The organism is Microbacterium sp. LMI12-1-1.1 (genome assembly GCF_040676455.1).
Lineage (GTDB): Bacteria > Actinomycetota > Actinomycetes > Actinomycetales > Microbacteriaceae > Microbacterium.
The window spans coordinates 537,324-564,189 of record NZ_JBEGIA010000015.1; the positions used below are offsets into that span (position 1 = coordinate 537,324).

Below are 26,866 nucleotides of genomic sequence, written 5' to 3' on the forward strand. Positions count from 1 at the left end.
ATGCCCGATTCGCGCACCCTTCCCGACGGGGCTCCGCCCCACCCCTCTGGCGCGCATTCGCGGCCACCCGAGGTCGACCGCGTAGCGGCCTCGCGCCGCGCCGTCGCCGCCCGACGGGAGCGCGCAGCGCTCAAGAAGGACGTGGCGATGCGGGTGATCACGCCGCAGGAGCTGCTGCGGCGTGCCCTCGCAGACCCGACCTCGCCCGCGGGCGCGATGCGCGTGCCGGAGTTCCTGACCGCGATCCCCGCGATCGGCGAAGGCAAGCGCGACCGCATCCTCCACGACCTCGAGATCTCGCCCGTCAAGCGGCTCGGCGGACTCGGCTCGCGCCAGCGCGAGGACCTCCGCCGCTTCCTCGACACCCGCTGGCCCGAGATCGAGCCCCGCGGCGGCCGCAGCCGCCTCGTCGTTCTCGCAGGCCCCACGGCCGTCGGCAAGGGCACGGTCGCCGCCCACATCAAGGCGCACCACCCCGAGATCCTGCTCTCCGTGTCGGCGACCACGCGCGCGCCGCGCCCCGGCGAGGTCGACGGCGAGCACTACTTCTTCGTCGACGACGCCGAGTTCGACCGGATGATCGACGACGGAGAGCTGCTGGAGCACGCGACCGTCCACAACGCGTACCGCTACGGCACCCCGCGCAAGCCGATCGAGAAGGCCCTCGCCGAGGGGCGCACCGTCCTGCTCGAGATCGACCTCCAGGGCGCCCGCCAGGTGCGGGAGGCCGATACGTCGGCGACGCTCGTGTTCCTGCTGCCGCCGAGCTGGGACGAGCTGGTGCAGCGGCTCGTCGGCCGCGGCACCGAGGGCGCCGCCGAGCGCGCGCGGCGCCTGCGCACGGCCAAGACCGAGCTCGCCTCCCAGGGCGAGTTCGACTACCGCGTCGTGAACGACGACGTCGCCCGCGCGGCCGACGAGGTCGCCCGCCTCGCGCACTGACGGCATCCCGTTCGATCGATCCGCCCCGCCGCGGCGCCGCCGCACGTCCGCTCGGCGGCCGCCGTCCCGTAGAATGGTGGGATGCCTCGGCACCCCGAGGCCCGCAGACTCCCATTCCGACATCCGATCCAGGAGGTTTCGCCATGGCCGGAACGAACCAGGGCATCATCGAGCCCCCCATCGACAGCCTGCTCGAGAAGGTCGACTCGAAGTACCAGCTCGTGATCTTCGCGTCCAAGCGCGCGCGTCAGATCAACGACTACTACTCCGACCTCCACGAGGGCAACCTGTTCGACAACGTGGGCCCGCTCGTCGACTCGACGGTCGAGGACAAGCCCCTCACGATCGCGATGCACGAGATCCACGAGGACAAGCTGCGCCTGCGCCGCGCGGAGTAATCCCGTTACGAACCCTGTGCCCCCGAAGACGGTGATGTCCGTCTCCGGGGGCATACTGGTGTCCGCCCCCCGGCGTCGGACACCAGGGCGACCGGCGCCACGACAACTGGAGTATCGATGACCGACCTGCGTCTGTTCACGTCCGAATCCGTCACCGAGGGCCATCCCGACAAGATCTGCGACCAGATCTCGGACTCGATCCTCGACGCGATCCTCGAGGCGGACCCGAACGGCCGGGTGGCCGTGGAGACGCTCGTCACCACCGGCCTGGTCCACGTCGCGGGCGAGGTGTCGACCTCTGCCTACGTCGAGATCCCCGCGATCGTGCGCAGCGTCGTCAACCGCATCGGGTACACCTCGAGCGAGACCGGCTTCGACGGCGACTCGTGCGGCGTCAGCGTGTCGATCGGGGCGCAGTCCTCCGACATCGCGGCCGGCGTCGACAAGGCGTTCGAGCGGCGCGAGGACGGTTCCGAGGACCCGCACGACCTGCAGGGCGCGGGCGACCAGGGGATCATGTTCGGCTACGCGACCACCGAGACGCCGCAGCTCATGCCGATGGCCGCCTGGACGGCGCACCGCATGGCGGAGCGTCTCGCCGAGGTGCGCCGGTCTGGGGAGCTGCCGTTCCTGCGACCCGACGGCAAGACCCAGGTCACGCTCGGCTACGAGGGCGACACCCCGCGGACCGTCGAGTCTGTCGTGCTGTCGACGCAGCACCAGCCCGACATCTCGCAGAAGGCGCTGCGCGCCGCGGTCCGCGCCGAGGTCATCGACCCGGTGCTCGAGGCGACGGGCCTCGACCTTCCCGACGTGAAGTTCTACATCAACCCCGCCGGCCCGTTCGTCACGGGCGGCCCGAAGGGCGACGCCGGTCTGACCGGCCGCAAGATCATCATCGACACCTACGGCGGGGCCTCGCGCCACGGCGGCGGCGCATTCAGCGGGAAGGACCCCTCGAAGGTCGACCGCTCGGCGGCGTACGCGATGCGCTGGGTCGCCAAGAACGCGGTCGCGGCCGGGCTCGCCGACCGCCTCGAGGTGCAGGTCGCCTACGCGATCGGCAAGGCCAAGCCCGTCGGACTCTATGTCGAGACGTTCGGCACCGGCCGCGTCGCCGACGATGTCATCACGGCCGCGATCCTCGACGTCTTCGACCTGCGCCCCAAGGCGATCATCGACCAGCTGGATCTGCTGCGCCCGATCTACGCGCAGACCGCGGCATACGGCCACTTCGGTCGCGAGCTGCCCGATTTCACGTGGGAGCGCACCGACCGCGCCGACGCGCTGCGCGCGGCCGCCGGGCTCTGACGCCGGCCGCGTGACCGCGGTGCACGACGACGAGAACGGCCCCGGCGAGGGTACGCGACCTGCGCGCCGCGTCGCGCGCGTGCTCATCGACTCCCCGCTGCCGCAGCTGGACCGGCTGTTCGACTACGAGATCCCCGCCGAGCTCGCGGCCGACGCGCAGCCCGGCGTGCGGGTGCGCGTGCCGCTGCGCAGCGCCGGACGCGTCGTTGACGGCCTCCTCGTCGAGCTGGGGGAGCCGGATGCCTCCGACCGGCCGCTGTCTCAGCTCGAGGCCGTCGTCTCGCCCGTGGCGGTGCTGACGCCGGCGCTCTACGCGCTCGCGCGCCGTGCCGCCGATCGGGCCGCCGGCTCAGCCGGCGACATCCTGCGGCTTGCCATTCCGAAGCGCATGGTCCGCGCCGAGAAGGCGTGGCTGGCGGCCGAGCCGCCCTCGCCTCCCCGCGTGGAGGAGGCGGACGCCGCGTGGGCCGCCGACGTGCTCGCCGTGTATCCCGGCCTCGCCGAGGCGCTGGACGGCGGCGAGCGCCTCGCGCTCGACGCCCCGCCCGTGCCCGCGCAGCTCGAGGACGGCACCGTCGTCGGTTCATGGGCGATCCTCCTCGCCGCGGCGGCGACCCGCGTGCTCGCCGCTGGGCGCAGCGCCGTCATCGCCGTCCCCGACCATCGCGACCGCGCGCAGCTCGAGGCGGCCCTGCTGAGCCGCATCCCTGCCGACGCGTTCGTCCGCGACGACGCCAAGCAGAGCGGTCCCGCCCGGTATGCGGCGTTCCTGCGCACCCTCGCGGACGCACCGTGCGTGGTCATCGGCAACCGCTCCACCGTGTACGCGCCGGTCGGCGACCTCGGGCTCGTCGCGCTGTGGGACGACGGCGATCCGCTCCTCGCCGAACCGCTCAGTCCGGGCGTCCACGCCCGCGACGCGGCACTGCTGCGCCAGGAGCTCCACGGCGGCGCGCTCGTCTTCGCGGGGCACACGCGCACCACCGATGTGGAGCGGCTGGTCGCCGTGGGCTGGGTGCGCGATCTTCCGGCCGCGCGCCGGCTGAGCCCGCGCGTGGTGCTCAGCGCGAACCGCGAGGGCGAGTCACGGGCGGCGCGGGTGCCGTCGTCGGCGTTCGCCGCCGCGCGCGAGGCTCTCGCCGACGGGCCCGTCCTCGTCCAGGTCGCACGCCCGGGGTATGCCCCCGTCCTCGTCTGCGCGAAGTGCCGCCACCCCGCCCGATGCCCGCACTGCAGTGGGCCTCTGCACGCCGCTCGGCAGGGCGCGGTGCCGACGTGCACGTGGTGCGGTCGCGCCGCCCACGCCTGGGCATGCCCCGAGTGCTCGTCGACCCTGCTGCGCATGGCGTCGTCGGGCAGCGAGCGGACCGCCGACGAGCTCGGGCGGGCCTTTCCCGGCACCCGCGTGATCATCGCCGACGGCGATCATCCGGTCACCGAGGTCGACGGGCGTCCGGCGCTGGTGGTCGCGACGCGGGGAGCCGAGCCGCTGGCGATCGGCGGCTACCGGGCGGTGATCCTGCTGGACGGCGATCGGATGCTGATGGCCGAGGATCTGCGCATCGGCGAGTCGTGCCTGCGGTGGTGGTCGAACGCCGCCGCACTGGCCGCTCCGGGCGCCCCGGTGCACCTGGTCGGCGTGGCGGGAGAGGTCGCCCGGGCGCTCGCGACGTGGACGCAGGCCGCCTACGCCCGTGCGGAGCTCGCCGACCGGGCGCCGCTGCGGATGCCGCCCACCGTGCGGGTGGCGGCGGTCGAGGGGCCGCGGCGGGCCGTCGACACCGCTCTGGCGGAGCTCCGGCAGGCAGTGCCCGAGCTCGACGCCGAGGCGGTCCTCGGGCCGCTCGCCCACGGCGAGTCGGTCCGCGCGCTGGTGAGGTTCGAGTACGGTCTGGGCGCCCGCGCGACCGAGAGCCTGCGCGCCTCGGTCGTGAGCCAGGCCGTGAAGGGCCGCCGTCCCGCGAAGGGACGCACACCGGGCGCCGCCAATACACTGAAGGTTCGGGTCGACGTGCCCGATCTCGACCTCTGACCCTCGATCGTTCAGGACCGTCATGCGCCTCGTCTTCGCCGGCACGCCCGAGCCGGCTGTGCCGTCATTGCGGCGGCTCGCGGCCACCGCTCACGACGTCGTCGCGGTCGTCACCCGCCAGGATGCTCCGCTCGGGCGCAAGCGCGTGCTCACGCCCTCTCCCGTCGCCACCGCCGCCGAGGAGCTCGGGATCCCCGTGATCCGCGCCGACCGGCTCGATGCGACCGTCACGGCCGAGATCGCGGCCCTCCAGCCCGATCTCGGGGTGATCGTCGCCTACGGCGGCCTGGTACGCGAGCCGCTGCTGTCGACGCCCGCCCACGGGTGGATCAACCTGCACTTCTCCCTGCTCCCGCGCTGGCGCGGCGCGGCGCCCGTGCAGCACGCCCTCATCGCGGGCGATGCGCGCACCGGCGCGAGCGTGTTCCAGCTGGTCCCCGCGCTCGACGCCGGCGACGTCTTCGGCGAGCTCGCCATCGACGTGCCCGCGGACGCCACCGCGGGGTCGCTGCTCTCGGCGCTCGCCGAAGACGGCGCCGGGCTGCTCACCGACGTCGTCGATGCGATCGCCGAAGGCTCCGCGGTCTCCCGCCCGCAGGTGGGCGAGCCGACCTACGCCTCGAAGCTCGGCGACGACGACGGCCGCGTGCGCTGGGACGAGCCCGCGGACGCCGTGCTCGGGCGCATCCGCGGCGTCACACCCGAACCGGGCGCCCACACGACGATCTCGGGCGTGCGGCTCAAGGTGCTCGCCGTCGCGTCTGCGCCGGCGGACGCTCCGCACCTGCAGCCAGGCGCCCTCGCGCTGCACGGCGGCAAGGTCGTCGCCGGCACCACGTCCGCGCCGATCGTGCTCGACACGGTCCAGCCGGCGGGCAAGGGCGCCATGCGCGCCGCCGACTGGTGGCGGGGCCTGCGCGATGCGACCCCGGTGGCGGGATCGTGAGTCGCACGATCGCGGCGCGACGCGTCGCCTACGAGACCCTGCGGGCGGTGCACGAGTCGGACGCCTACGCGAACCTGCTCCTGCCGACCGCCATCGCACGCGCCGGTCTCGCGACGCAGGACGCGGCACTGGCCACCGAGCTCACTTACGGAACCCTGCGTCGCCAGGGCACGTACGACGCGGTCATCGAGATCGCCGCCGACCGGCCCGTCGCCGACATCGATCCCGCCGTGCTCGACGCGCTCCGGCTGGGCGTCCACCAGCTGCTGTCGACACGGGTGGCCTCGCACGCGGCCGTCAACGAGTCCGTGGAGCTCGCCCGCGCGGCCGGCGGCCGGGGAGCGGCCGGATTCACCAACGCCGTGCTGCGCCGGGTCTCTCGTGACACCCCGGGGGACTGGATGACGCACGTCGCCGAGAGCGCGCGCTCCGACGACGAGCAGCTCGGGCTGCTGTTCTCGCATCCGGTGTGGGTGGTGCGGGCCTTCCGCCGTGCGCTGGCGGCCGAGGGCCGGGCCGAGGAGCTCGAGGCGCTGCTCACCGCCGACAACGCGTCGCCGCGCGTCACGATGGCGGCCCTTCCCGACCTCGCCGACGTGCCCGAGGACGCGCGCCGCACCCCGTTCTCGCCGATCGGCTTCCGTCTCGGCGGCGGCGACCCGGATTCGACCGTGCGCGGTTCGGGCGGCCGCATCCGGGTGCAGGACGAGGGTTCACAGCTCGCGGCTCTGGCACTGACGCGCGCCCTTCCTGTGACGCCGGGGGAGCTGTGGCTCGACCTGTGCGCGGGCCCCGGAGGCAAGACCGCGGTGCTCGCGGCGGAGGCGCTCGCACACGGCGCGTCCCTCGAGGCCAACGAGATCTCGCCCGCGCGCGCGGGGCTCGTGCGCCAGGCGCTCGCCGGCGTGCCCCTCGAAGTGCCGGTGTCGGAGGAGGACGGCCGGCTGCGTGCGCAGGACGCCCCCGAGACCTACGACCGCATCCTCGTCGACGCGCCCTGCACCGGACTCGGCGCGCTGCGCCGCCGGCCCGAAGCGCGCTGGCGCAAGGCGCCGAGCGACGTCCCGGCGCTCACGCAGCTGCAGCGCGAGCTGCTCACCGAGGCGGTGAGCGCGCTCAAGCCCGGCGGCGTGGTGGCGTACGTGACCTGCTCGCCCCATCTCGCCGAGACGGCGGGCGTCGTGGCCGACATCCGCCGCGAATGGGACGGGGCGATCGAAGAGCTCTCCGCGCGCGACGTCATCACGTCGCTGTCGGATGCCGACCCCGGCCTTCCGCCGCAGGCCGACGGCAGCGGGCGCGCCCAGCTGTGGCCGCACCGCCACAACACCGATGCGATGTCTGTGACGCTCCTGCGCCGCGTCTGAGCTGCCTCAGGCGCCGCGCTCACTCGCGCAGATGAATGCCGTGGGGCATCTGCTCGAACTCCGTGCGCAGCGCGACGAGCGCCGCGCTGTGCGTGCGGCCCAGGTCGCGGGCGTCGACCGTGACTTCGGCGCCCTCCGGCAGCGCCTCGGCGAGCTCGCGCAGCACGGCGACGACACGCTCTGTGCCCGCCAGTCCGAGCTCGCCCGCCAGGCGGAGCACGCGTCCCGTGTCCGTGTCCTCGACCGTGAAGGCCGGAACCGCGACGCTCTCGTGCGGCTCGAGCATGTGCATGCCGAACCGCTCGCCGAGCGTCTCGAGGAGAGCGATGCCGCGTACGGAGTTGCCGTGCTCGTCGAGGCGGGGACTGAATGCGGCGACGCCGAACTGCGACGGCGCGACGGCGAGAAGACCGCCGCTGACCCCGCTCTTCGCCGGCAGGCCGACGCGCAGCAGCCATTCGCCCGAATAGTCGTACATGCCGCAGCTCGTCATGATCGACAGCACGTCACGGGCCACCGCCTCGGCGACGACCCGTTCGCCCGTGACCGGATTGAGGCCGCCGAAGGCGAGGGTCGCCGACATCACGGCGAGGTCGCGAACGGTCACGAGCAGCGAGCACTGGCGGAAGTAGGTCTCGACGGCGATCTCGACCGAGCCGTCGATGATGCCGTACGAGTGCAGGAGGTGTGCCAGCGCGCGGTTGCGGTCGCCGGTCGCCGACTCCGAGGCGTAGACCTGCTCGTCGACCCACAGCGAGCGTCCCGCGAAGGCGGAGAGACCCTCGACGATGCGGGACGTGCGGTCGTCGACGACATCGCCGGGGATCAGCGACGAGGTCGCGATCGCCCCCGCGTTGACCATCGGATTGGCCGGTCGCCCGGTGAGGGGTTCGAGACTGATCGCGTTGAAGGGTTCGCCGCTCGGCTCGGCCCCGACCTTGCGCAGGACCGCGTCGCGCCCCCGGTCGGCCAGGGCGAGGGCCAGCACGAACGGCTTCGAGATCGACTGGATCGTGAACTCGTGAGTGACGTCACCGACCGCCCGCACGCGCCCGCGCGGACCCACCACCGCGAGCGCCAGCCGCTCCGGGTCGGCGGCGGCGAGTTCGGGGATGTATCCCGCGGGGGCGCCGTCGTCGTGGGGCCGGATGTCTTCGAGAACCTCGTGCAGCAGCGCCGTGATGGGATCCACGGGTCGACCATAATGGACGCGTGCTTCCGATCGACGACAGCGGCCGCCAGGTCGGCATCCGCATCAATCCCAGCGTCCTGGCCGCCGACTTCGTCAACATGCAGACGGAGCTCGCGCGCATCGCCACGGCGGACTTCGTCCACGTCGACGTCATGGACAACCACTTCGTGCCGAACCTGACGTTCGGGCCGCAGATGGTCGAGCGCATCCAGGCGACGAGCCCCGTGCCGCTGGACGTCCACCTCATGATCACGAACCCCGACCGCTGGGCACCCGGCTATGCGGAGCTCGGCGCCGCCTCGGTCACGTTCCATCTCGAGGCGGCGAAGGAGCCGGTCGCTCTCGCGCGCCGCCTCCGCGCGATCGGCGCGCGCGCCGGTGTCGCGGTGAAGCCTGCGACGCCCGTGGAGGGTCTCTTCGACCTCCTCGACGACTTCGACCAGATCCTCGTGATGACCGTGGAGCCCGGCTTCGGCGGTCAGTCGTTCATGCCCGAGACGATGCCGAAGCTGCGACGCCTGGCGGACGAGGCTCGCCGCCGCGGGTCGTCGGTCTGGCTGCAGGTCGACGGCGGCATCGGCGAGTCGACCATCGCGGAGGCGGCGGAGGCGGGCGCCGACACGTTCGTCGCCGGATCCGCCGTCTTCGGCGCCGACGATCCCGCGAACGCCATCACCGGGCTCCGGGCATCCGCCCGCGCCCACGCCCACTGACGCCGCGGACCGCGCGTCATCGATTCGAGAGGGAGCGCATGGCCACCGACGACGAGGCGTCCCCTCCGCAGCCCGCGCATCGCCGTCACCTCCATCGCCTCCTCGACGCGTACAGCGGCGAGCACGCGGTCTACGGCCTCGTCCTCGTGACGGCTCTCGTCGCCGTCGGCTGGGAGGAGGACACCGACTTCGAGGTGCTGCTGTTCGTCTTCGGCACCGTTGTCATCTTCTGGCTCGCGCACATCTACGCCGCGGTGGTCGCCAGCCGCGCCGTCCGCCCCGCGAAACCGCTGATGACGGCGATCGGCGACGGCGCCCGTCACTCCTCGGGGATGCTGATCGCGATGCTCGTTCCGGCTGCGCTGCTGCTGCTGGGCGCGCTCGGCCTGGTCGAGGAGTACACCGCGTACTTCCTGGCGCTCGGCAGCGGCATCGTGCTGCTCGCGGTGATCGGCTATGCGAACGCCGCCCGCAACGGGAGCTCCTGGCCCTGGCGGATCGCCGGCCTCCTGGCGACGACACTGCTCGGCATGCTGGTGATCGGGCTGAGCATCCTCGCGCACTGAAGCCCACGCCGGGCCGGGCCGCCCGGCTCGCGTCACGCGGCGCCGCGGCATCCGTCCGGTGGGTCCGGGTAACGCGCGCTGCGCGTGTATCGAAGGGCGATACCCTGGCATGGTGAAGACGTTCGACACGCTGTACGCCGAGCTCGCCGCGAAAGCGGCCGAGCGCCCCGAGGGTTCGGGAACCGTCGCACAGCTGGACGCGGGCGTGCACGCGATCGGCAAGAAGATCGTGGAAGAGGCCGCCGAGGTGTGGATGGCGGCCGAGTACGAGTCGACGGATGCCGCAGCCGAGGAGATCTCTCAGCTGCTGTACCACCTGCAGGTGCTGATGCTCGCGAAGGGGCTGAGCCTCGAGGATGTCTACCGACATCTCTGAGCCGCGATCCTCATCCGTCCTCGAACCCGAAAGCCACGCTGCCATGCTGCGAATCGCCGTGCCGAACAAGGGATCGCTCGCCGAGACCGCCTCCGAGATGCTCCACGAGGCGGGTTACATCGGGCGCCGCGACCCGAAGGACCTCCACGTCATCGACCCTCAGAACGAGGTCGAGTTCTTCTATCTCCGCCCCAAGGACATCGCCACCTACGTCGGCTCGGGCGCGCTCGACGTCGGCATCACCGGCCGTGACCTGCTGCTCGACGCGCGGATGCCCGGCGCCCGCGAGATCGAGCAGCTCGGGTTCGCGGCCTCCACCTTCCGCTTCGCGGCGCCCGCCGGGCGCTTCTCCGAGGTGACCGACCTCGAGGGCGCGCGCATCGCGACCTCGTACCCGGGGCTCGTCGACGGCTTCCTCGACGAGCACGGCGTCGCCGCCGACCTCGTGCCGCTCGACGGCGCCGTCGAGTCGGCCGTCGAGCTGGGCGTCGCGGACGCGATCGCCGACGTCGTGGAGACCGGCACCACGCTGCGCCAGGCGGGCCTGGACGTCTTCGGGCCGGTGATCCTCAAGTCCGAGGCCGTGCTCATCGGCGCGCCGACCGAGGCGGAGGGCGTCGAGACGCTGCTCCGGCGCCTGCGGGGCGTCATGGTGGCTCAGCGCTACGTCATGGTCGACTACGACCTGCCGGCGGATCTCGTCGACACCGCCGTCCAGATCGCTCCCGGCATCGAGTCGCCGACCATCTCCCCGCTGCGGGATGCGGCGTGGGTGGCGGTGCGGGTGATGGTCGCCCGCAAGGGCGTCAACCAGGTCATGGACGCGCTGTACGCGATCGGCGCCCGCGCAATCCTCGTGACAGCGATCCACAACGCGAGGCTCTGATGGACGGGACAGCACCGACGAACGGAGCCGTGTCATGAGCCTGGTCTGCCGCGTCATCCCGTGCCTCGACGTCGCCGCGGGTCGCGTCGTGAAGGGCGTCAACTTCCAGAACCTGCGCGACATGGGCGATCCCGTCGAGCTCGCGCGGGAGTACTTCCACCAGGGCGCCGACGAGATCACCTTCCTCGACGTGACGGCGACGGTCGACGAGCGGTCCACGACCTACGACGTCGTCCGGCGCACCGCCGAAGAGGTCTTCATCCCGCTCACCGTCGGCGGCGGAGTCCGCTCGGCCGACGACGTCGGCCGGCTGCTGGCCGTGGGCGCCGACAAGATCGGCGTGAACTCCGCCGCCATCGCCCGCCCCGCGCTCCTCGACGAGATCGCCGACCGGTTCGGCGCCCAGGTGCTCGTGCTCTCGCTCGACGTGAAGCGCGCCTCGCCCGACCTGCTCGACCGGGTGCCGTCCGGCTTCGTCGTCACGACGCACGGCGGGCGCACCGAGACGGAGCTCGACGCGCTGGAATGGGCGCGCGAAGCCGTCGAGCGCGGCGCAGGCGAGCTGCTGGTCAACTCGATCGACGCCGACGGCACGAAGCAGGGGTTCGACCTCGACCTCGTGGCCCTCATGCGCGAGGTCGCCAGCGTGCCGGTGATCGCCTCGGGAGGCGCGGGCTCGGCCGCCGACTTCGGTCCCGCCATCGCCGCGGGCGCCGACGCCGTGCTCGCGGCATCCGTCTTCCACTCCGGCCAGCTCACCATCGGCGACGTCAAGGCCGCGATGGCCGCCGACGGCATCGCGGTGCGGGAGGTGGCGGCATGAGCGAGAGTGTCGACGAGCGCATCGCACGCGTGACGTTCACCCCCGACGGCCTGGTCGCGGCGATCATCCAGCAATGGGACACGCGCGAGGTCCTCATGCTCGGCTGGATGGATGCCGAGGCCCTCCGCCGCACCCTCACCGAGGGCCGCGTGACCTTCTGGTCGCGCTCCCGCCAGGAGTACTGGCGCAAGGGCGACACGTCCGGCAACATCCAGCTGGTGCGCGAGGCGCGCCTGGACTGCGACGGCGACGCCGTGCTGGTCGAGGTCGAGCAGATCGGGCCCGCCTGCCACACCGGCACCCGCACCTGCTTCGACGCGGACGACCTCGAGGCCGTCCGCGGCCCGGAGGCCGTCGCGTGATCCGCAGGGCGCGACTGCTCGCCGTCGTCGTCACGGTGCTGTGCGGGGCGATCGGGGTGATCTCGTCGACGCAGACGTGGCTCACCGTCGTGCTCGAGGACGCCGCCCGCCACGTGCTCGAGGTGCCCGGCGCCTCGGCGCTGCCGGTACTTGCCCCGCTCAGCCTCGCCGTACTCGCTCTCGGCGCGGCCCTCTCGATCGTCGGGCTCGCGCTGCGGTACATCTTCGGCGCACTGGCCGTCCTCATCGGTGGCGTGCTGGCCTGGCTGACCGCCCGCATCGTGCTGGAGCATCCCGTCTCGGCCGTCGCCTCCGTCGTCACCGAGTCCACCGGCATCGCGGGCGAGTCGTCCGTCGCGACGCTCGTCGCGTCGATCGACGCGACGCTCTGGCCGGCGGTGACCCTCGCCGTCTGGGTGGTGCTCATCGCAGCCGGGGGGTTCGTCCTCGCCACCGCACACGGCTGGTCGCGCACCGGGCGGCGGTACCGCACGGACGACGCCGCACAGCCGGCTCTGCGGGCCGGTTCCCGCCGTCCCGGCGGCGACGGTTCGCGCCCCCACGACGCCGCCGGATCCCGGGCCATCGACGACTGGGACGACCTGTCGCGTGGCGAGGATCCCACCGCCTGACCGCTAGACTGGCGTCATCCCGCGCTTCCCAGGCTTCACGAGGAGATATCCATGAGCAACAACATCGGCGACCCCGGGCACGGACACTCGCCCGCCGCCTGGACGGCCGTCGTGATCATGCTCGTGGCGGTCGCACTCGGAACCCTCTTCTACTTCCTCGACATGCCCGCCCTCGTGTGGGCATCCGCCGGTCTCCTCGTCGTCGGCGCGATCGTCGGCTGGGCGATGTCGCGCGCCGGTTACGGCGTGAACGGCTCGAAGTACGTGGCGAAAGAGCACTGATCGTGCTCGCCGACCTGACGGCCGGCGCGGTTGAGGATGCCGAGGCACGCGCCTCGGTGCGGCCAGTGGCAGCGGTCGAGGCCGCAGCGCTGGCGCAGCGTCCCGCGATCGACGCCGTCGCCGCCCTCGCTCCGTCCGACCGCGTCAAGATCATCGCGGAGGTCAAGCGGGCGAGCCCCTCGCGCGGCGACCTCGCGGCGATCCCCGATCCCGCTCTGCAGGCTCGTCGCTACGAGGAGGGCGGCGCGTCCGCGATCTCCGTCCTCACCGAGGGGCGGCGCTTCAAGGGAAGCCTCGCCGACCTCGAGGCGGTGAAGGCCGCGGTCACCCTGCCGGTGCTGCGCAAGGACTTCATCGCCACCGAGTACCAGGTGCTCGAGGCCCGCGCCGCCGGTGCGGACCTCGTGCTGCTCATCGTCGCCGCGCTCGAGCAGGATGTGCTCGCCCGCCTGCACGCGTTCACCCGCGAGCTGGGCATGACCGCGCTCGTCGAGACGCACTCGGCCGCAGAGGTCGACCGTGCGGCAGAGCTCGACGCGCAGCTCATCGGCGTCAATGCGCGCGACCTGTCGACGTTCCAGCTCGACCGCGACCTGTTCGGGCGGCTGGCGGAGCGCATCCCCGCCGGCGCGGTGAGGATCGCCGAGTCGGCTGTGCTCGTCCCCGAGGACGTCGCCCACTACCGGGCGGCGGGGGCGGACGTCGTCCTCGTCGGCGAGGCCCTGGTCACCAACGATCCCGTATCCACCCTGCGCGCCTTCCTGCAGGCAGGCGCGGGCGATGCACTGAGCGAAGGAAGGGCGACGCAGTGAGTCTTCGCGAGGCCCCCGGGCCGCTGTTCGGCGAGTTCGGCGGGCGCTACATGCCCGAATCCCTCATCGCCGCCATCGATGAGCTGGCGGCCGAGTACGAGGCCGCCAAGGTCGATCCCGCATTCCAGGCCGAGTTCGTCCGCCTGCTCCACTCGTACGCGGGCCGCCCGTCGCCGATCACCGAGGTGGCGCGGTTCGCCGAGCACGCCGGGGGAGCGCGCGTGTTCCTCAAGCGCGAGGACCTGAACCACACCGGCTCGCACAAGATCAACAACGTGCTCGGCCAGGCGCTGCTCACCCAGCGCCTCGGCAAGACCCGCGTGATCGCCGAGACGGGCGCCGGCCAGCACGGCGTCGCGACCGCGACCGCCGCGGCGCTGTTCGGCTTCGAGTGCACGATCTACATGGGCGAGGTCGACACCGAGCGCCAGGCGCTCAACGTCGCCCGCATGCGCCTCTTGGGCGCCGAGGTGGTGCCGGTGAAGACCGGCTCGCGCACGCTGAAGGACGCCATCAACGACGCCTACCGCGACTGGGTCGCCAGCGTCGAGACGACGAACTACATCTTCGGCACCGCCGCGGGACCGCATCCGTTCCCGGCGATGGTGCGCGACTTCCAGAAGGTGATCTCCGAAGAGGCGCGCGCCCAGCTGCTCGAAGAGGCCGGGCGGCTTCCGGATGCCGTCATCGCCTGCGTCGGCGGCGGCTCGAACGCCATCGGCATGTTCGACGCCTTCCTCGACGACGACGTGAAGCTCTACGGGGTGGAGGCCGCCGGCGACGGCGTGGACACTCCTCGCCACGCCGCATCGATCGAGCGCGGACGCCCGGGAGTGCTGCACGGCGCGAAGACCTACGTGCTGCAGGACGAGGACGGCCAGACGGTCGAGTCGCACTCCATCTCGGCGGGACTCGACTACCCGGGCGTCGGACCCGAGCACGCCTGGCTCGCCTCGATCGGGCGTGCCGAGTACATCCCCGCGACCGACGACGAGGCGATGCAGGCGCTGCGGCTGCTCTCCGAGACCGAAGGCATCATTCCGGCGATCGAGTCGGCGCACGCCCTCGCCGGAGCGCTCCGCATCGGGCGGGAACTCGGCCCGGACGCGATCCTCGCGGTCTGCCTCTCGGGCCGCGGCGACAAGGACATGGACACCGCCGCGCGCTACTTCCACCTGTACGACGCTGCCGCCGCTGCGGCGGAGGGCGCCGGGCCGGTCGAGACCGCACCGTCCGACGACGCCGCCAAGGGAGAGGGCACCAAGCTATGAGCTCCCGCGTCGCCGCGGCGATCGACGCCGCCCACGCCGCAGGCCGGGGCGCTTTCGTCGGCTACCTGCCGATCGGCTTCCCCGACCTGCGCACGAGCATCGACGCAGCCGTCGCCCTTGCCGAGAACGGCGCCGACGTCCTCGAGCTCGGTCCGCCCTACTCCGACCCGGTGATGGACGGCACCGTCATCCAGGAGGCCACGCAGGCCGCCCTCGCCGGCGGCTTCCGTCTGCGCGACACGTTCACGGCGGTGCGCGAGATCACGCGCCGCGTGGACGTTCCGGTGCTCGTGATGACGTACTGGAACCCCGTGCTGCAGTACGGGGTCGACCGGTACGCCGACGATCTCCTCGCCGCCGGGGGAGCGGGACTCATCACCCCGGACATCACACCCGAAGCCGCGCCCGAGTGGATCGCCGCGAGCGAGCGCACGGGGCTGGACCGCGTGTTCCTCGCCGCGCCGACATCGACCGACGAGCGCCTCGAGCTGATCGTCCGGCAGTCCACCGGGTTCGTCTACACGGTGTCGACCATGGGCATCACCGGCGAACGAGCGCAGCTGGACGCCGCCGCCCGCACGCTCGTCGCCCGGCTGCGCGAGCACGGGGTCGAGCACGCGTGCGTCGGCATCGGCATCTCGAACGCCGATCAGGTGGCGGGTGTGCTCGAGTACGCCGACGGCGCGATCGTCGGCACCGCGCTCGTCCGCGCGCTGCGCGAGGGCGGAATCGACGGCCTCGCCGCGACCGCGCGCAGCCTCGCCGCCGGCACCGCGCGCAGCGCGAACTAGACTTCTCAGGTCGGCGCGTGCGCCGGCCCCTCCCGCACGGATCCAGCAAGGACACGGTTCTCCCATGATCACCGCCGCCGCGAGCGTCGTCGCCAGCATCCCGAGCCCGTCGATCAGCTACTTCGACATCGGCCCCCTGCGGATCCACATCTACGCGCTGTGCATCATCACGGGCATCATCATCGCCGTGCTGTGGACGAACGCCCGCCTCACCAAGCGCGGCGCCGAGCCGTGGGTCGTCATCGACATCGCCCTCCTCGCCGTGCCGCTCGCGATCATCACCGCCCGGATCTACCACGTGCTCACGCACTGGAGCTTCTACTTCGGCGAAGGCGCGAACCCGCTGTCGGCGCTGTACATCTGGGAGGGCGGCATCGCGATCTACGGCGCCCTCATCGGCGGCGCCGTCGGCGCGTGGCTCGGCTGCCGGTGGACCGGCATCCGCTTCTGGACCTTCGCCGACGCACTCGCGCCCGGCCTTCTCCTGGCCCAGGCGATCGGCCGGTTCGGCAACTGGTTCAACCAGGAGCTGTACGGCCTGCCGACCGATGTGCCGTGGGGCCTCGAGATCGACTACCCGAACCCCGCGTGGCCGATCGGCCTTCCGGAGGGGACGCTCTTCCACCCCACCTTCCTCTACGAGGTGCTCTGGAACGCCCTGGGCGTCCTGGTCATCGTGTGGGTCGGCCGCCGCTTCCGCCTGCAGTGGGGTCGCCTGTTCGCCGTGTACCTCATGTGGTACAGCGCCGGACGCATCGTGTGGGAGTCGATCCGCATCGACCCGAGCGACATCTTCCTGGGCCTGCGCACCAACGTCTGGGCGGCCATCCTGGGCGTCGTCGTCGGTCTGGTGATCTTCTTCGTGCAGAAGCGCCGTCACCTGGGTCTCGAGCCGTCGCCCTATGTGTCCGGCCGCGAGTGGAACGCCGGACAGGCTGTACAATCGCAGAACACCGACGGCTTCGTCGACGTCAGCGAACCCCCGACGTCCGAGGTCGAAGAGGTCAGCGCCACAAGCACTCCTGCCACCAAATAACGCCGCTCAGTTCCCGAGGAGCGTGCGCCCAGGGCCGACGTCGTCCCATCTTGACTATCAACGTGAGGACGGTAGGTATGGCTTCGAGCCCCCGTCACGTCGTCTCTTCGGAGACGAACTTCCCCGCTTCGTCCGGCCGCGCCGGCTTCCCGCAGAAGCAGGGGATGTACAACCCTGCCTTCGAGAAGGACGCCTGCGGACTGGCCATGGTCGCGACGCTGCGCGGCGAGGCCGGCCACGACATCATCGATCTGGCCCTGACGGCCCTTCGCAACCTCGAGCACCGGGGCGCGATCGGCTCGGACGCCGGCACCGGCGACGGTGCGGGCATCCTCACGCAGATGCCCGACGCGTTCCTGCGCGCGGTGGCCGGCTTCGAGCTGCCGCCGGTGGGCGAGTACGCCGCGGGCATGGTGTTCCTGCCCCGCGACGCCGACGCGCGCGCGGCCCAGAAGACGGGCATCGAGCGGATCGCAGCGTCCGAGGGCATGACCGTCCTGGGCTGGCGCGAGGTGCCGACCTCCGACGATCACCTGGGCAAGCTCGCCTTCGCGGCGCGCCCGGTCTTCGAGCAGGTCTTCGTGTCGCACCCGGCCTCGGGCGACCAGCCGGCCCTGTCGGGCATCGCGCTGGACCGGCGCGCCTATCGCCTGCGCACCCGTGCGCGCACCGAACTGGACGCGTACTTCGTGTCGCTGTCGGCGCGCACGCTCGGGTACAAGGGCATGGTCACGACGCTGCAGCTGGAGCCGTTCTACCCCGACCTGCAGGACGAGCGCTTCGCGTCGGAGCTCGCCGTCGTGCACTCCCGTTACTCGACCAACACGTTCCCGTCGTGGCCCCTCGCACAGCCGCTGCGCATGCTCGCGCACAACGGCGAGATCAACACCGTCAACGGCAACCGCAACTGGATGCGCGCGCGGCAGTCCCAGCTCCAGTCCGAGCTGATCGGCGACATCCGCCCGCTGCTGCCGATCTGCACCACCGGCGCCAGCGACTCCGCGTCGTTCGACGAGGTGCTGGAGCTCCTCACGCTGACCGGCCGCAGCCTGCCGCACGCCATCATGATGATGGTGCCGGAGGCGTACGAGAAGCAGGCCGACATCGACCCGAAGCTGCGGGCGTTCTACGAGTTCCACTCCATGCAGATGGAGCCGTGGGACGGCCCCGCCGCGCTGATCTTCACCGACGGCACGCTCGTCGGCGCCACGCTCGACCGCAACGGCCTGCGTCCCGGGCGCTGGACGGAGACGACCGACGGCCTCATCGTCATCGGCAGCGAGACCGGCGTGCTGGACTTCGAGCCCGAGCGCATCAAGCGTCGCGGGCGTCTGCGCCCCGGCCGCATGTTCCTCGTCGACACGGCGCAGCGCCGCATCATCGAGGACGACGAGATCAAGGCGCAGCTCGCCGAGCAGGAGCCGTGGCAGGAGTGGCTCGACGCCGGGCGGGTGCGCCTCGCCGAGCTCCCGGAGCGCGAGCACATCGTGCACCCGATCGCCTCGATCACGCGCCGTCAGCGCACCTTCGGCTACACCGAGGAAGAGGTCAAGATCCTCCTGACCCCGATGGGTCAGAACGGTGCCGAGCCGCTCGGCGCGATGGGTTCCGACACCCCCGTCGCCGTGCTCAGCGAGCGCCCCCGCCTGCTGTTCGACTACTTCACGCAGCAGTTCGCGCAGGTCACGAACCCGCCGCTGGACTCGATCCGCGAGGAGGTCGTCACGTCGCTGGGCCTCGGGCTCGGTCCCGAGCGCAACCTCCTCGAGTGGGGCGCCGAGCACACGCGGGTCGTGACGCTCGACTTCCCGGTGATCGACAACGACGAGCTCGCCAAGATCCAGCACATCGACACCGCCCTTCCCGGCCGGACATCGGTCACGATCCGCGGCCTGTACCGCGTCGAGGCCGGTCACAAGGGCATGAAGAAGCGCCTCGAGCAGATGTGCCAGGAGGTCGACCAGGCGATCGAGGACGGCGCGGAGTTCATCGTGCTCTCCGACCGCGACTCCAACAAGGACCTCGCGCCCATCCCGTCGCTGCTCATGCTGGCCGCCGTGCACCACCACCTCATCCGCAAGGAGACGCGCATGAAGTGCGGCCTCGTGGTCGAGGCCGGCGACGTGCGCGAGGTGCACCACGTGGCGACGCTGATCGGATACGGCGCATCCGCCGTCAACCCGTACCTCGCCATGGAGACCGTCGAGTACCTGGTGCGCGCGGGCTTCATCACCGGGATCTCGCCTGAGAAGGCCGTCAAGAACCTCATCTACGCGCTCGGCAAGGGCGTCCTGAAGATCATGTCGAAGATGGGCATCTCGACCGTGTCGTCGTACGCGGGCGCGCAGGTCTTCGAGGCCGTCGGCCTGTCGCAGGACTTCGTCGACACGTACTTCACCGGCACCGAGTCCAAGCTCGGCGGCGTCGGGCTCGACGTCGTCGCGGCGGAGAACGCTGCGCGCCACACGTACGCCTACCCCGAGGATGCGGCCGTCCGCGCGCACGAGCGCCTGTGGACCGGCGGCGAGTACCAGTGGCGGCGCGACGGCTCGCCGCACCTGTTCAACCCCGACACGGTGTTCCGGCTGCAGCACTCGACACGCACCCGCCGGTACGACATCTTCCGCGAGTACACGAAGCTGGTGGACGACCAGGCGAGCGAGCTCAAGACGCTGCGCGGCCTGTTCGCCCTCAAGACCGAGGGCCGTACGCCGGTGCCGATCGACGAGGTCGAGTCGGTCTCGTCGATCGTCAAGCGCTTCTCGACCGGGGCCATGAGCTACGGGTCGATCTCGCGCGAGGCGCACGAGACCCTGGCGATCGCGATGAACCGCATCGGCGGCAAGTCCAACACCGGCGAGGGTGGCGAAGACACCGACCGCCTGCTCGACCCGGAGCGCCGGAGTTCCATCAAGCAGGTCGCCTCGGGCCGCTTCGGCGTCACGAGCCTGTACCTCACCCAGGCCGACGACATCCAGATCAAGCTCGCGCAGGGCGCCAAGCCCGGCGAGGGCGGGCAGCTGCCGCCGACCAAGGTGTACCCGTGGGTCGCGCGCACCCGCCACGCGACCGCCGGCGTCGGCCTCATCTCGCCGCCGCCGCACCACGACATCTACTCGATCGAAGACCTCAAGCAGCTGATCTTCGACCTGAAGCGCGCCAACCCCGGCGCGCGGGTGCACGTGAAGCTCGTGAGCCAGTCGGGCATCGGCGCGGTCGCGGCCGGCACCGCCAAGGCGCTGGCCGACGTCATCCTGGTGTCGGGCCACGACGGCGGCACCGGCGCGAGCCCGCTCAACTCGCTCAAGCACGCCGGAACCCCGTGGGAGCTCGGGCTCGCCGAGACGCAGCAGACGCTCATGCTCAACGGCATGCGCGACCGTGTCGTCGTGCAGGTCGACGGCCAGCTCAAGACCGGCCGCGACGTCATCATCGGCGCCCTGCTCGGCGCCGAGGAGTTCGGCTTCGCCACCGCACCCCTCGTGGTATCGGGCTGCATCATGATGCGGGTCTGCCACCTCGACACCTGTCCCGTAGGCGTCGCGACGCAGAACCCGGTCCTGCGCCAGCGCTTCAACGGCAAGCCCGAGTTCGTCGTGAACTTCATGGAGTTCATCGCCGAAGAGGTGCGGGAGTACCTCGCCGAGCTCGGCTTCCGCTCTCTCGACGAGGCGATCGGTCGCAGCGACCTGCTCGACGTCAACGGCGCGGTCAACCACTGGAAGGCGAACGGCCTCGACCTCGCCCCGGTGCTCGAGGGCCCCGTCTTCGCCGAGGACGAGCCGCGCCGCAACACCACCGCGCAGCTGCACGAGCTCGACGAGCACTTCGACGTCGCGCTCATCGAGCGCGCTCAGGACGTCATCGCGAACGGCGGCGAGATGACCATCGACCTGCCGATCCGCAACACCGAACGCGCCGTCGGCACGCTCCTCGGTCACCACGTGACGAAGGAGCGCGGCGAGAACGGCCTCCGGTCGGGCAGCATCGTCGTGAACCTCACCGGGTCGGCGGGCCAGTCGTTCGGCGCATTCATGCCCTCGGGCATCACGCTGCGTCTCGAGGGCGACTCCAACGACTACGTCGGCAAGGGCCTCTCGGGCGGTCAGATCGTCGTGCGGCCGCCGCGCGGCGCCACCTTCGACGCGTCGAAGAACGTCATCGCGGGCAACGTGATCGGCTACGGCGCGACCCTGGGCACGATGTTCCTGCGCGGTGTGGTGGGCGAGCGCTTCTTCGTCCGCAACTCCGGTGCCACCGCGGTCGTGGAGGGCGTCGGAGACCACGCCCTCGAGTACATGACGGGCGGCCTCGCCGTCATCCTCGGCGCGACAGGACGCAACCTGGGCGCGGGGATGTCGGGCGGTACCGCCTACGTGTACCGGCTCGACAGCAAGCTCGTCAACCGCGAGGCGCTCGCCTCGGGCGAGCTGGAGCTCGGCGAGCTCGGCTCGGGAGACGCGGAGATCCTCCGCGACCTGCTCGAGCAGCACGTCGCCGAGACCGAATCGACTCTCGCGCAGGCTCTCCTCGACGACTTCGAGGCCGAGCTGGCGAACTTCGTCAGGGTCATGCCGCGCGACTACGCCGCGGTGCTCGAGACCCGTCAGGCGGCCGTCGCGGAGGGGCTCGACCCCGACGGCGACGTCGTCTGGAACCGCATTCTGGAGGTGACGGGTGGCTGACCCGAAAGGCTTTCTCAAGGTCACCGAGCGCGAGCTGCCCCCGCGGCGGCCGGTGCCGGTGCGCATCATGGACTGGAAAGAGGTCTATGAGCCGGGCGACGGTGCGGTGCTCCGGCGCCAGGCCGGGCGCTGCATGGACTGCGGCGTGCCGTTCTGCCACAAGGGCTGCCCGCTCGGCAACCTGATCCCGGAGTGGAACGACCTCACGTGGCGCGGCGAGGGCCGTGCCGCCAGCGAGCGTCTGCACGCGACGAACAACTTCCCGGAGTTCACGGGACGCCTGTGCCCGGCGCCCTGCGAGAGCTCGTGCGTCCTGGGCATCAACCAGCCGGCCGTGACGATCAAGCAGGTCGAGGTGTCGATCGCCGACGAGGCGTTCGCGAACGGCTGGATCGAGCCCGAGCCGCCGGGGCGCCTGACCGGCAAGACGGTCGCGGTCGTCGGATCCGGTCCCGCCGGACTCGCCGCCGCGCAGCAGCTCACCCGCGCCGGTCACACCGTGGCCGTGTTCGAGCGCGACGACCGCATCGGCGGACTCCTGCGCTACGGCATCCCGGACTTCAAGATGGAGAAGAAGCACCTCGAGTCGCGTCTTCGCCAGATGCAGGACGAGGGCACGCGGTTCCGCGCCGGTGTCGAGATCGGCCGCGACATCTCGTGGGCCGACCTCCGTGCCCGCTACGACGCGGTCGTCATCGCGACCGGCTCGACGGTGCCGCGCGAGCTGGCCATCCCCGGGCGTGACCTCGCCGGCGTGCACTTCGCCATGGAGTACCTCGTCGAGTCGAACAAGGCCGTCGCCGGCGATGCCGTGCCGAACCAGATCACGGCCGAGGGCAAGCACGTCGTCGTGATCGGCGGCGGTGACACGGGCGCCGACTGCATCGGCACGGCCCACCGTCACGGCGCGCTGAGCGTGACGAACCTCGCGATCGGCCGCCGCCCTCCCGGCGAGCGTCCCGAGCACCAGCCGTGGCCGATGGACCCCCTCGTGTTCGAGATGCAGTCGGCTCACGAAGAGGGCGGCGAGCGCACCTACCTCGCCTCGACCGTCGAGTTCCTCGCGAACGGCGCGGGCGAGGTGCGCGCCCTGCGCGTGGCCGAGACCGAGTTCGTCGACGGCCGCCGCGTGCCGAAGAGCGGCACCGAGCGCGAGATCCCCGCCGACCTGGTGCTCATCGCGATGGGCTTCACCGGTCCCGAGCGCGCGCTCCTCGAGGAGCAGCTCGGCGCCCGCTTCACCGAGCGGGGCAACGTGCGCCGCGAGGACGACTACCAGACGACCGCCCCGGGCGTGTTCGTGGCCGGCGACGCCGGCCGCGGGCAGTCGCTCATCGTGTGGGCGATCGCCGAGGGACGTGCCGCCGCAGCCAGCGTCGACCGCTTCCTCATGGGGGAGACGGAGCTGCCTGCTCCGGTCCGCCCGACCGATGTCGCCATCGGCTTGCAGCCCGCGTAGGCTTGCCGAGGCACTCGCCACCTTCAACCCACCCGGAGATACCACGGATGAGACGCGCCAAGATCGTCGCCACCCTTGGGCCCGCCACGTCGACATATGAGATGGTCCGCGCGATCATCGATGCCGGCGTCGACGTCGCCCGCTTCAATCTGAGCCACGGGGACTACTCGGTCCACGACAACAACTTCGCCAACGTGCGCAAGGCCGCCGACGACGCGGGGCGAGCGGTCGCGATCCTCGTCGACCTGCAGGGTCCGAAGATCCGCCTCGGCAAGTTCGAGAACGGACCGCACGAGCTCGCGGTCGGCGACATCTTCAAGATCACCACCGACGACATCCTGGGCACCAAGGAGATCGTCAGCACCACGTTCAAGGGCCTCCCGAACGACGTCAAGCCGGGCGACTTCCTCCTGATCGACGACGGCAAGGTGCGCGTCGAGGTCGTCGAGACCGACGACACCGTCGTCACCACCAAGGTGATCGTCGCCGGCCCGGTCTCCAACAACAAGGGCATCAACCTCCCCGGCGTCGCCGTGAACGTGCCGGCGCTGTCCGAGAAGGACGAAGCCGACCTCCGCTGGGGCCTGCGCGCCGGCGCCGACCTCATCGCGCTGTCGTTCGTCCGCGACGCGAAGGACGTCCAGCGCGTCCACGTCATCATGGCCGAGGAGGGACGACACGTCCCGGTCATCGCCAAGATCGAGAAGCCCCAGGCGGTCGACAATCTCGAGGAGATCATCGACGCGTTCGACGGCATCATGGTCGCCCGTGGCGACCTGGGCGTCGAGCTGCCGCTCGAGGCCGTCCCGATCGTGCAGAAGCGCGCGGTGGAGCTCTGCCGCCGCATGGCGAAGCCCGTCATCGTCGCGACGCAGATGCTCGAGTCGATGATCGAGAACCCCGTCCCGACCCGCGCCGAGACGAGTGACGTGGCCAACGCCGTGCTCGACGGCGCGGACGCGGTCATGCTCTCGGGCGAGACCAGCGTCGGCAAGTACCCGGTCGGCGTCGTCGAGACCATGGCGCGCATCGTCGACTCCACCGAGGAGCACGGCCTGGACCGCATCCTGCCGCTCACGACGAAGCCGCGCACCCAGGGCGGCGCCATCACGCTGGCCGCGATGGAGGTCGCGGAGTTCGTCGACGCGAAGTTCCTCTGCATCTTCACCGAGTCGGGCGACACCGCCCGTCGCATGTCGCGGCTGCGCCCGCGCATCCCCATGATCGGCTTCGCACCCGAGCCGGCGATCCGTCGTCGCATGGCGATCACCTGGGGCGTGCAGTCGACGCTCGTCGAGCATGTCGCGCACACCGACCTGATGTTCATCCAGGTCGACGACTACCTGCTGTCGAACGACCTCGCGAAGGTCGGCGACAAGGTCGTCGTGATCTCGGGATCGCCTCCCGGGATCATCGGCTCCACGAACGACATCCGCATCCACAAGGTGGGCGATGCGGTGCACGGCAAGGCGCCGATCTACAAGACACGGGACTGACACCTCCCTCCACCGGACGGCTGCGACCACTACTGTGGTCGCAGCCGTCCCGGCATTTCTTCGAGAAAGGTGGCGCCGATGTTCTTCGGTGACTTCTGGTGGTTCCTGCTGTGGAGCTTCTACTTCATCGCCTACCTGTACGTGGTGATCGTGATCATCACGGACCTGTTCCGCGACGAGAACCTCAACGGCTGGCTCAAGGCGCTGTGGATCATCGCCCTCGTGTTCGTGCCGTTCCTCACGGCGATCGTCTACATCATCGCCCGTGGCAAGGGGATGGCCGCCCGTGCCCAGGCCGCCCGCGGGGGAGTCGTGCCCGAGTCCGACGACTACCACCCGGCCGCATCGTCGAGCCCGGCGGAGGACATCGCGAAGGCGAAGGCCCTCCTCGACGCCGGCACGATCTCTCAGGGCGAGTTCGACGCCCTCAAGAGCAAGGCGCTCGGCCACCAGTACTTCGGCGCGTAAGCCCGCAACGCCAGCAGAGCGGATGCCTCAGGTCGAGGCATCCGCTCTGCTGTGTGTGCGGCGGGTACAGGCTCAGCTGATCTTCTTGCGATAGATCGACATCGAGATCACGTAGCCGACGACCAGGATGCCGACCAGCCACGCCATCGCGACCCAGATGTCGCTGCCGACGGGCTCACCCGCGAACAGTGCGCGCATCGTGTCGACGATCGAGGTCACCGGCTGGTTCTCGGCGAACCACTGCACAGGTCCCGGCATGCTCTCGGTCGGGACGAAGGCGGAGCTGATGAACGGGAGGAAGATGAGCGGATACGAGAACGCACTCGCGCCGTCCACCGTCTTCGCCGACAGTCCCGCGATCACCGCGAGCCACGTGAGCGCCACCGTGAACAGGACGAGCATGCCGATGACCCCCAGCCAGGCGCCGAAGCCGGCGCCCGTGCGGAAGCCCATGAGCAGCGCCACGCCGATCACGACGGCCAGGGAGACCATGATCGACACGAGCGAGGTCAGCACATGCGCCCAGAGCACTCCCGACCGTGCGATGGGCAGCGACTGGAAGCGCTCGAAGATCCCGCCCTGCATGTCGAGGAACAGCCGGTACGCCGTGTACGCGATGCCGGAGGCGATCGTGATGAGCAGGATGCCGGGCAGCATGTAGTCGATGTACGACCCCGTGGTGAGGGTGCCCGTGTCGATCGCCCCGCCGAAGACGTAGACGAACAGCAGCATCAGGGCGATCGGGGTGACCGCGGTGGTGATGATGGTGTCGGGGCTGCGCAGGATGTGCCGCAGCGACCGGCTGGTCAGAACCGCGGTGTCGCGGATGGTGTGAGCGGTCATCGTCCTTCCTTCCGTGTCGTGGGAGCGCCGGCCTCGGCGTCTCCGGGTTCTGCGGGCTCTTCCTCGCCGGTCAGCGCGAAGTACACGTCCTCGAGGCTCGGCTGCTTCTCGACGTACTCGACCTTCGCGGGCGGCAGCAGCTTCTTGAGCTCCTGCAGGGTGCCGTTGACGATGATGCGCCCCTTGTGGAGGATCGCGATGCGGTCGGCGAGCTGCTCGGCCTCGTCCAGATACTGCGTCGTCAGCAGCACGGTCGTGCCGCCGCGGGTGAGCTCCTTGACGGCGTCCCACACTTCGATGCGCGCCGCCGGGTCGAGGCCGGTCGTCGGCTCGTCCAGGAAGATCACCGGCGGGTTGCCGATGAGGCTCATCGCGATGTCGAGCCGGCGGCGCATGCCGCCGGAGTAGGTCGACGCCCTGCGGGAGCCGGCCTCGGTGAGCGAGAAGCGGGCGAGGAGCCCGTCGGCGATCCCGCCGGGGTCGGGGAGGTGCCGCAGCTGGGCGATGAGCACCAGGTTCTCGCGTCCGGTCAGGACCTCGTCGACAGCGGCGAACTGGCCGGTGAGGCTGATGGTCTCACGCACCTTCTGCGCCTGGGCGACGACGTCGAACCCCGCGACGGCTGCCGTGCCGGCATCCGCCTTGAGAAGCGTCGCCAGGATCCGCACGACCGTGGTCTTGCCGGCGCCGTTCGATCCGAGGAGCGCGAAGATGCTTCCGCGCGCCACCTCGAAGTCGACGCCGCGCAGCACGTGCAGGTCCTTGTACGACTTCTCGAGCCCCTGGACCTTGATGGCGGTGTCGGTGGTCATTTCCCTTCTCCCTTCTCTGCCTCGTCGATCGCCTTGTTCAGGCGAGCGCGCTCCTTGTCGATCCACTGCTTGCCGGAGTACGCGGCGGTGAAGTCCTCGGCGAACGTGGAGGGCTCGTCGCCGACGATGTCGCGCACGGGCGTGCCGTCTGCTGCGGCGCGCTCCCAGAGGTCGGCCGAGTCGCTGAGCATCTGCATCATCGTGTCGCCGTCGGTCATGCCGCCGGAGTACATGAAGTACCGATCCAGCGCCTTGGCGGCTGCGCGGTAGGGCTCGGGGAGAGCCTCGATGCGCGCCTTGTACTGCCGGTACTGCTTCTTCTGCTCGAGCGAGCCGGTGACGATCTCGTACCACTTGGCGGCCAT

Annotated in this window: 26 protein-coding genes; 22 read left to right on the top strand and 4 right to left on the bottom strand. The window is 71.1% G+C overall.

Annotation, left to right across the window (positions count from 1 at the left end):
• The 6 genes from gmk to MRBLMI12_RS16525 all read left to right on the top strand — a co-directional run bounded on the left by gmk (window position 1) and on the right by MRBLMI12_RS16525 (window position 6,996).
• Window positions 1–942: a guanylate kinase gene (gene gmk / locus MRBLMI12_RS16500; RefSeq protein ID WP_363357397.1), complete on the top strand. Its 942-nt coding sequence runs from the start codon at window positions 1–3 to the stop codon at window positions 940–942.
• A gap of 143 nt (window positions 943–1,085) precedes the next feature.
• A complete protein-coding gene (rpoZ, locus tag MRBLMI12_RS16505; protein ID WP_018170775.1) occupies window positions 1,086–1,340 on the top strand; it encodes a DNA-directed RNA polymerase subunit omega in 255 nt (84 codons plus the stop codon).
• A gap of 117 nt (window positions 1,341–1,457) precedes the next feature.
• Entirely contained in the window at window positions 1,458–2,651 is a 1,194-nt protein-coding gene (metK, locus tag MRBLMI12_RS16510; RefSeq protein ID WP_363357398.1) for a methionine adenosyltransferase, read from the top strand.
• A gap of 10 nt (window positions 2,652–2,661) precedes the next feature.
• Entirely contained in the window at window positions 2,662–4,683 is a 2,022-nt protein-coding gene (locus tag MRBLMI12_RS16515) for a primosomal protein N' (RefSeq protein WP_363357399.1), read from the top strand.
• 22 nt (window positions 4,684–4,705) lie between these two features.
• Window positions 4,706–5,629 (top strand): methionyl-tRNA formyltransferase, encoded by a 924-nt coding sequence (gene fmt / locus MRBLMI12_RS16520; RefSeq protein ID WP_363357400.1) that lies wholly within the window; start codon window positions 4,706–4,708, stop codon window positions 5,627–5,629.
• The gene (locus MRBLMI12_RS16525) at window positions 5,626–6,996 is read left to right on the top strand and encodes an RsmB/NOP family class I SAM-dependent RNA methyltransferase (RefSeq protein ID WP_363357401.1); all 1,371 of its coding nucleotides are present in this window, start codon (window positions 5,626–5,628) and stop codon (window positions 6,994–6,996) included. Before fmt ends, MRBLMI12_RS16525 begins: the two co-directional genes overlap by 4 nt.
• Window positions 6,997–7,015: 19 nt before the next feature.
• On the opposite strand, the gene glsA is transcribed toward MRBLMI12_RS16525, so the two are convergent.
• Window positions 7,016–8,188, bottom strand: coding sequence for a glutaminase A (gene glsA, locus MRBLMI12_RS16530; RefSeq protein ID WP_349427567.1), 1,173 nt, complete (start codon window positions 8,186–8,188; stop codon window positions 7,016–7,018).
• A gap of 20 nt (window positions 8,189–8,208) precedes the next feature.
• Between glsA and rpe the strand changes: the two genes are divergently transcribed.
• The 16 genes from rpe (at window position 8,209) to MRBLMI12_RS16610 (ending at window position 24,846) form a co-directional block, all read left to right on the top strand.
• Window positions 8,209–8,901, top strand: a complete 693-nt coding sequence (rpe, locus tag MRBLMI12_RS16535; RefSeq protein WP_363357402.1) for a ribulose-phosphate 3-epimerase — start codon at window positions 8,209–8,211, stop codon at window positions 8,899–8,901.
• A gap of 38 nt (window positions 8,902–8,939) precedes the next feature.
• Window positions 8,940–9,467, top strand: coding sequence for a hypothetical protein (locus MRBLMI12_RS16540; RefSeq protein ID WP_349427568.1), 528 nt, complete (start codon window positions 8,940–8,942; stop codon window positions 9,465–9,467).
• Window positions 9,468–9,579: 112 nt separating this feature from the next.
• Window positions 9,580–9,843 carry a phosphoribosyl-ATP diphosphatase gene (locus MRBLMI12_RS16545; protein WP_045302883.1) on the top strand — a complete coding sequence of 88 codons (264 nt, stop codon included), beginning with the start codon at window positions 9,580–9,582 and terminating at the stop codon, window positions 9,841–9,843.
• A 43-nt stretch (window positions 9,844–9,886) separates the two neighbouring features.
• Window positions 9,887–10,729, top strand: a complete 843-nt coding sequence (hisG, locus tag MRBLMI12_RS16550; RefSeq protein WP_349427569.1) for an ATP phosphoribosyltransferase — start codon at window positions 9,887–9,889, stop codon at window positions 10,727–10,729.
• Window positions 10,730–10,763: 34 nt separating this feature from the next.
• Window positions 10,764–11,552, top strand: coding sequence for an imidazole glycerol phosphate synthase subunit HisF (gene hisF, locus MRBLMI12_RS16555; protein WP_363357403.1), 789 nt, complete (start codon window positions 10,764–10,766; stop codon window positions 11,550–11,552).
• Entirely contained in the window at window positions 11,549–11,914 is a 366-nt protein-coding gene (hisI, locus tag MRBLMI12_RS16560) for a phosphoribosyl-AMP cyclohydrolase (protein WP_349427571.1), read from the top strand. Before hisF ends, hisI begins: the two co-directional genes overlap by 4 nt.
• Complete coding sequence (locus tag MRBLMI12_RS16565) at window positions 11,914–12,546, top strand: Trp biosynthesis-associated membrane protein (RefSeq protein ID WP_404908508.1); 633 nt, start codon at window positions 11,914–11,916, stop codon at window positions 12,544–12,546. Before hisI ends, MRBLMI12_RS16565 begins: the two co-directional genes overlap by 1 nt.
• A gap of 51 nt (window positions 12,547–12,597) precedes the next feature.
• Window positions 12,598–12,828: a DUF6704 family protein gene (locus tag MRBLMI12_RS16570; RefSeq protein WP_349427573.1), complete on the top strand. Its 231-nt coding sequence runs from the start codon at window positions 12,598–12,600 to the stop codon at window positions 12,826–12,828.
• A 2-nt stretch (window positions 12,829–12,830) separates the two neighbouring features.
• Window positions 12,831–13,640 carry an indole-3-glycerol phosphate synthase TrpC gene (gene trpC / locus MRBLMI12_RS16575; protein WP_363357405.1) on the top strand — a complete coding sequence of 270 codons (810 nt, stop codon included), beginning with the start codon at window positions 12,831–12,833 and terminating at the stop codon, window positions 13,638–13,640.
• The gene (gene trpB / locus MRBLMI12_RS16580; RefSeq protein ID WP_363357406.1) at window positions 13,637–14,911 is read left to right on the top strand and encodes a tryptophan synthase subunit beta; all 1,275 of its coding nucleotides are present in this window, start codon (window positions 13,637–13,639) and stop codon (window positions 14,909–14,911) included. Before trpC ends, trpB begins: the two co-directional genes overlap by 4 nt.
• Entirely contained in the window at window positions 14,908–15,702 is a 795-nt protein-coding gene (gene trpA, locus MRBLMI12_RS16585) for a tryptophan synthase subunit alpha (protein ID WP_363357407.1), read from the top strand. Before trpB ends, trpA begins: the two co-directional genes overlap by 4 nt.
• A 64-nt stretch (window positions 15,703–15,766) precedes the next feature.
• Window positions 15,767–16,738, top strand: a complete 972-nt coding sequence (gene lgt, locus MRBLMI12_RS16590) for a prolipoprotein diacylglyceryl transferase (RefSeq protein WP_363357408.1) — start codon at window positions 15,767–15,769, stop codon at window positions 16,736–16,738.
• Between the two features lie 77 nt (window positions 16,739–16,815).
• Complete coding sequence (gltB, locus tag MRBLMI12_RS16595) at window positions 16,816–21,423, top strand: glutamate synthase large subunit (RefSeq protein ID WP_404908488.1); 4,608 nt, start codon at window positions 16,816–16,818, stop codon at window positions 21,421–21,423.
• A complete protein-coding gene (locus MRBLMI12_RS16600; protein WP_363357409.1) occupies window positions 21,416–22,882 on the top strand; it encodes a glutamate synthase subunit beta in 1,467 nt (488 codons plus the stop codon). Before gltB ends, MRBLMI12_RS16600 begins: the two co-directional genes overlap by 8 nt.
• A 47-nt stretch (window positions 22,883–22,929) precedes the next feature.
• The gene (gene pyk / locus MRBLMI12_RS16605; RefSeq protein WP_308867311.1) at window positions 22,930–24,378 is read left to right on the top strand and encodes a pyruvate kinase; all 1,449 of its coding nucleotides are present in this window, start codon (window positions 22,930–22,932) and stop codon (window positions 24,376–24,378) included.
• A 78-nt stretch (window positions 24,379–24,456) separates the two neighbouring features.
• Window positions 24,457–24,846, top strand: a complete 390-nt coding sequence (locus MRBLMI12_RS16610) for an SHOCT domain-containing protein (RefSeq protein WP_349427579.1) — start codon at window positions 24,457–24,459, stop codon at window positions 24,844–24,846.
• Window positions 24,847–24,918: 72 nt separating this feature from the next.
• Here MRBLMI12_RS16610 and MRBLMI12_RS16615 read toward each other — a convergent pair whose 3' ends face one another.
• From MRBLMI12_RS16615 to MRBLMI12_RS16625, 3 genes are read right to left on the bottom strand one after another with little or no spacing between them, the layout of a single operon-like run.
• Complete coding sequence (locus tag MRBLMI12_RS16615) at window positions 24,919–25,689, bottom strand: ABC transporter permease (RefSeq protein WP_349427580.1); 771 nt, start codon at window positions 25,687–25,689, stop codon at window positions 24,919–24,921.
• Window positions 25,686–26,501, bottom strand: coding sequence for an ABC transporter ATP-binding protein (locus tag MRBLMI12_RS16620; RefSeq protein ID WP_363357410.1), 816 nt, complete (start codon window positions 26,499–26,501; stop codon window positions 25,686–25,688). The genes MRBLMI12_RS16615 and MRBLMI12_RS16620 overlap by 4 nt, the downstream gene beginning before the upstream one ends.
• The gene (locus tag MRBLMI12_RS16625) at window positions 26,498–26,866 is read right to left on the bottom strand and encodes a DUF1048 domain-containing protein (RefSeq protein ID WP_349427582.1); all 369 of its coding nucleotides are present in this window, start codon (window positions 26,864–26,866) and stop codon (window positions 26,498–26,500) included. Before MRBLMI12_RS16625 ends, MRBLMI12_RS16620 begins: the two co-directional genes overlap by 4 nt.

What these genes read in the sequence shown, in the direction of transcription:
- gmk (WP_363357397.1), top strand. Translation starts at nt 1, where the DNA reads ATGCCCGATTCGCGCACCCTTCCCGACGGGGCTCCGCCCCACCCCTCT.
- rpoZ (WP_018170775.1), top strand. Translation starts at nt 1,086, where the DNA reads ATGGCCGGAACGAACCAGGGCATCATCGAGCCCCCCATCGACAGCCTG.
- metK (WP_363357398.1), top strand. Translation starts at nt 1,458, where the DNA reads ATGACCGACCTGCGTCTGTTCACGTCCGAATCCGTCACCGAGGGCCAT.
- fmt (WP_363357400.1), top strand. Translation starts at nt 4,706, where the DNA reads ATGCGCCTCGTCTTCGCCGGCACGCCCGAGCCGGCTGTGCCGTCATTG.
- MRBLMI12_RS16540 (WP_349427568.1), top strand. Translation starts at nt 8,940, where the DNA reads ATGGCCACCGACGACGAGGCGTCCCCTCCGCAGCCCGCGCATCGCCGT.
- hisG (WP_349427569.1), top strand. Translation starts at nt 9,887, where the DNA reads ATGCTGCGAATCGCCGTGCCGAACAAGGGATCGCTCGCCGAGACCGCC.
- hisF (WP_363357403.1), top strand. Translation starts at nt 10,764, where the DNA reads ATGAGCCTGGTCTGCCGCGTCATCCCGTGCCTCGACGTCGCCGCGGGT.
- hisI (WP_349427571.1), top strand. Translation starts at nt 11,549, where the DNA reads ATGAGCGAGAGTGTCGACGAGCGCATCGCACGCGTGACGTTCACCCCC.
- MRBLMI12_RS16570 (WP_349427573.1), top strand. Translation starts at nt 12,598, where the DNA reads ATGAGCAACAACATCGGCGACCCCGGGCACGGACACTCGCCCGCCGCC.
- trpA (WP_363357407.1), top strand. Translation starts at nt 14,908, where the DNA reads ATGAGCTCCCGCGTCGCCGCGGCGATCGACGCCGCCCACGCCGCAGGC.
- lgt (WP_363357408.1), top strand. Translation starts at nt 15,767, where the DNA reads ATGATCACCGCCGCCGCGAGCGTCGTCGCCAGCATCCCGAGCCCGTCG.
- gltB (WP_404908488.1), top strand. Translation starts at nt 16,816, where the DNA reads ATGGCTTCGAGCCCCCGTCACGTCGTCTCTTCGGAGACGAACTTCCCC.
- pyk (WP_308867311.1), top strand. Translation starts at nt 22,930, where the DNA reads ATGAGACGCGCCAAGATCGTCGCCACCCTTGGGCCCGCCACGTCGACA.
- MRBLMI12_RS16610 (WP_349427579.1), top strand. Translation starts at nt 24,457, where the DNA reads ATGTTCTTCGGTGACTTCTGGTGGTTCCTGCTGTGGAGCTTCTACTTC.
- MRBLMI12_RS16615 (WP_349427580.1), bottom strand. Translation starts at nt 25,689, where the DNA reads ATGACCGCTCACACCATCCGCGACACCGCGGTTCTGACCAGCCGGTCG.
- MRBLMI12_RS16620 (WP_363357410.1), bottom strand. Translation starts at nt 26,501, where the DNA reads ATGACCACCGACACCGCCATCAAGGTCCAGGGGCTCGAGAAGTCGTAC.
- MRBLMI12_RS16625 (WP_349427582.1), bottom strand. Translation starts at nt 26,866, where the DNA reads ATGGCCGCCAAGTGGTACGAGATCGTCACCGGCTCGCTCGAGCAGAAG.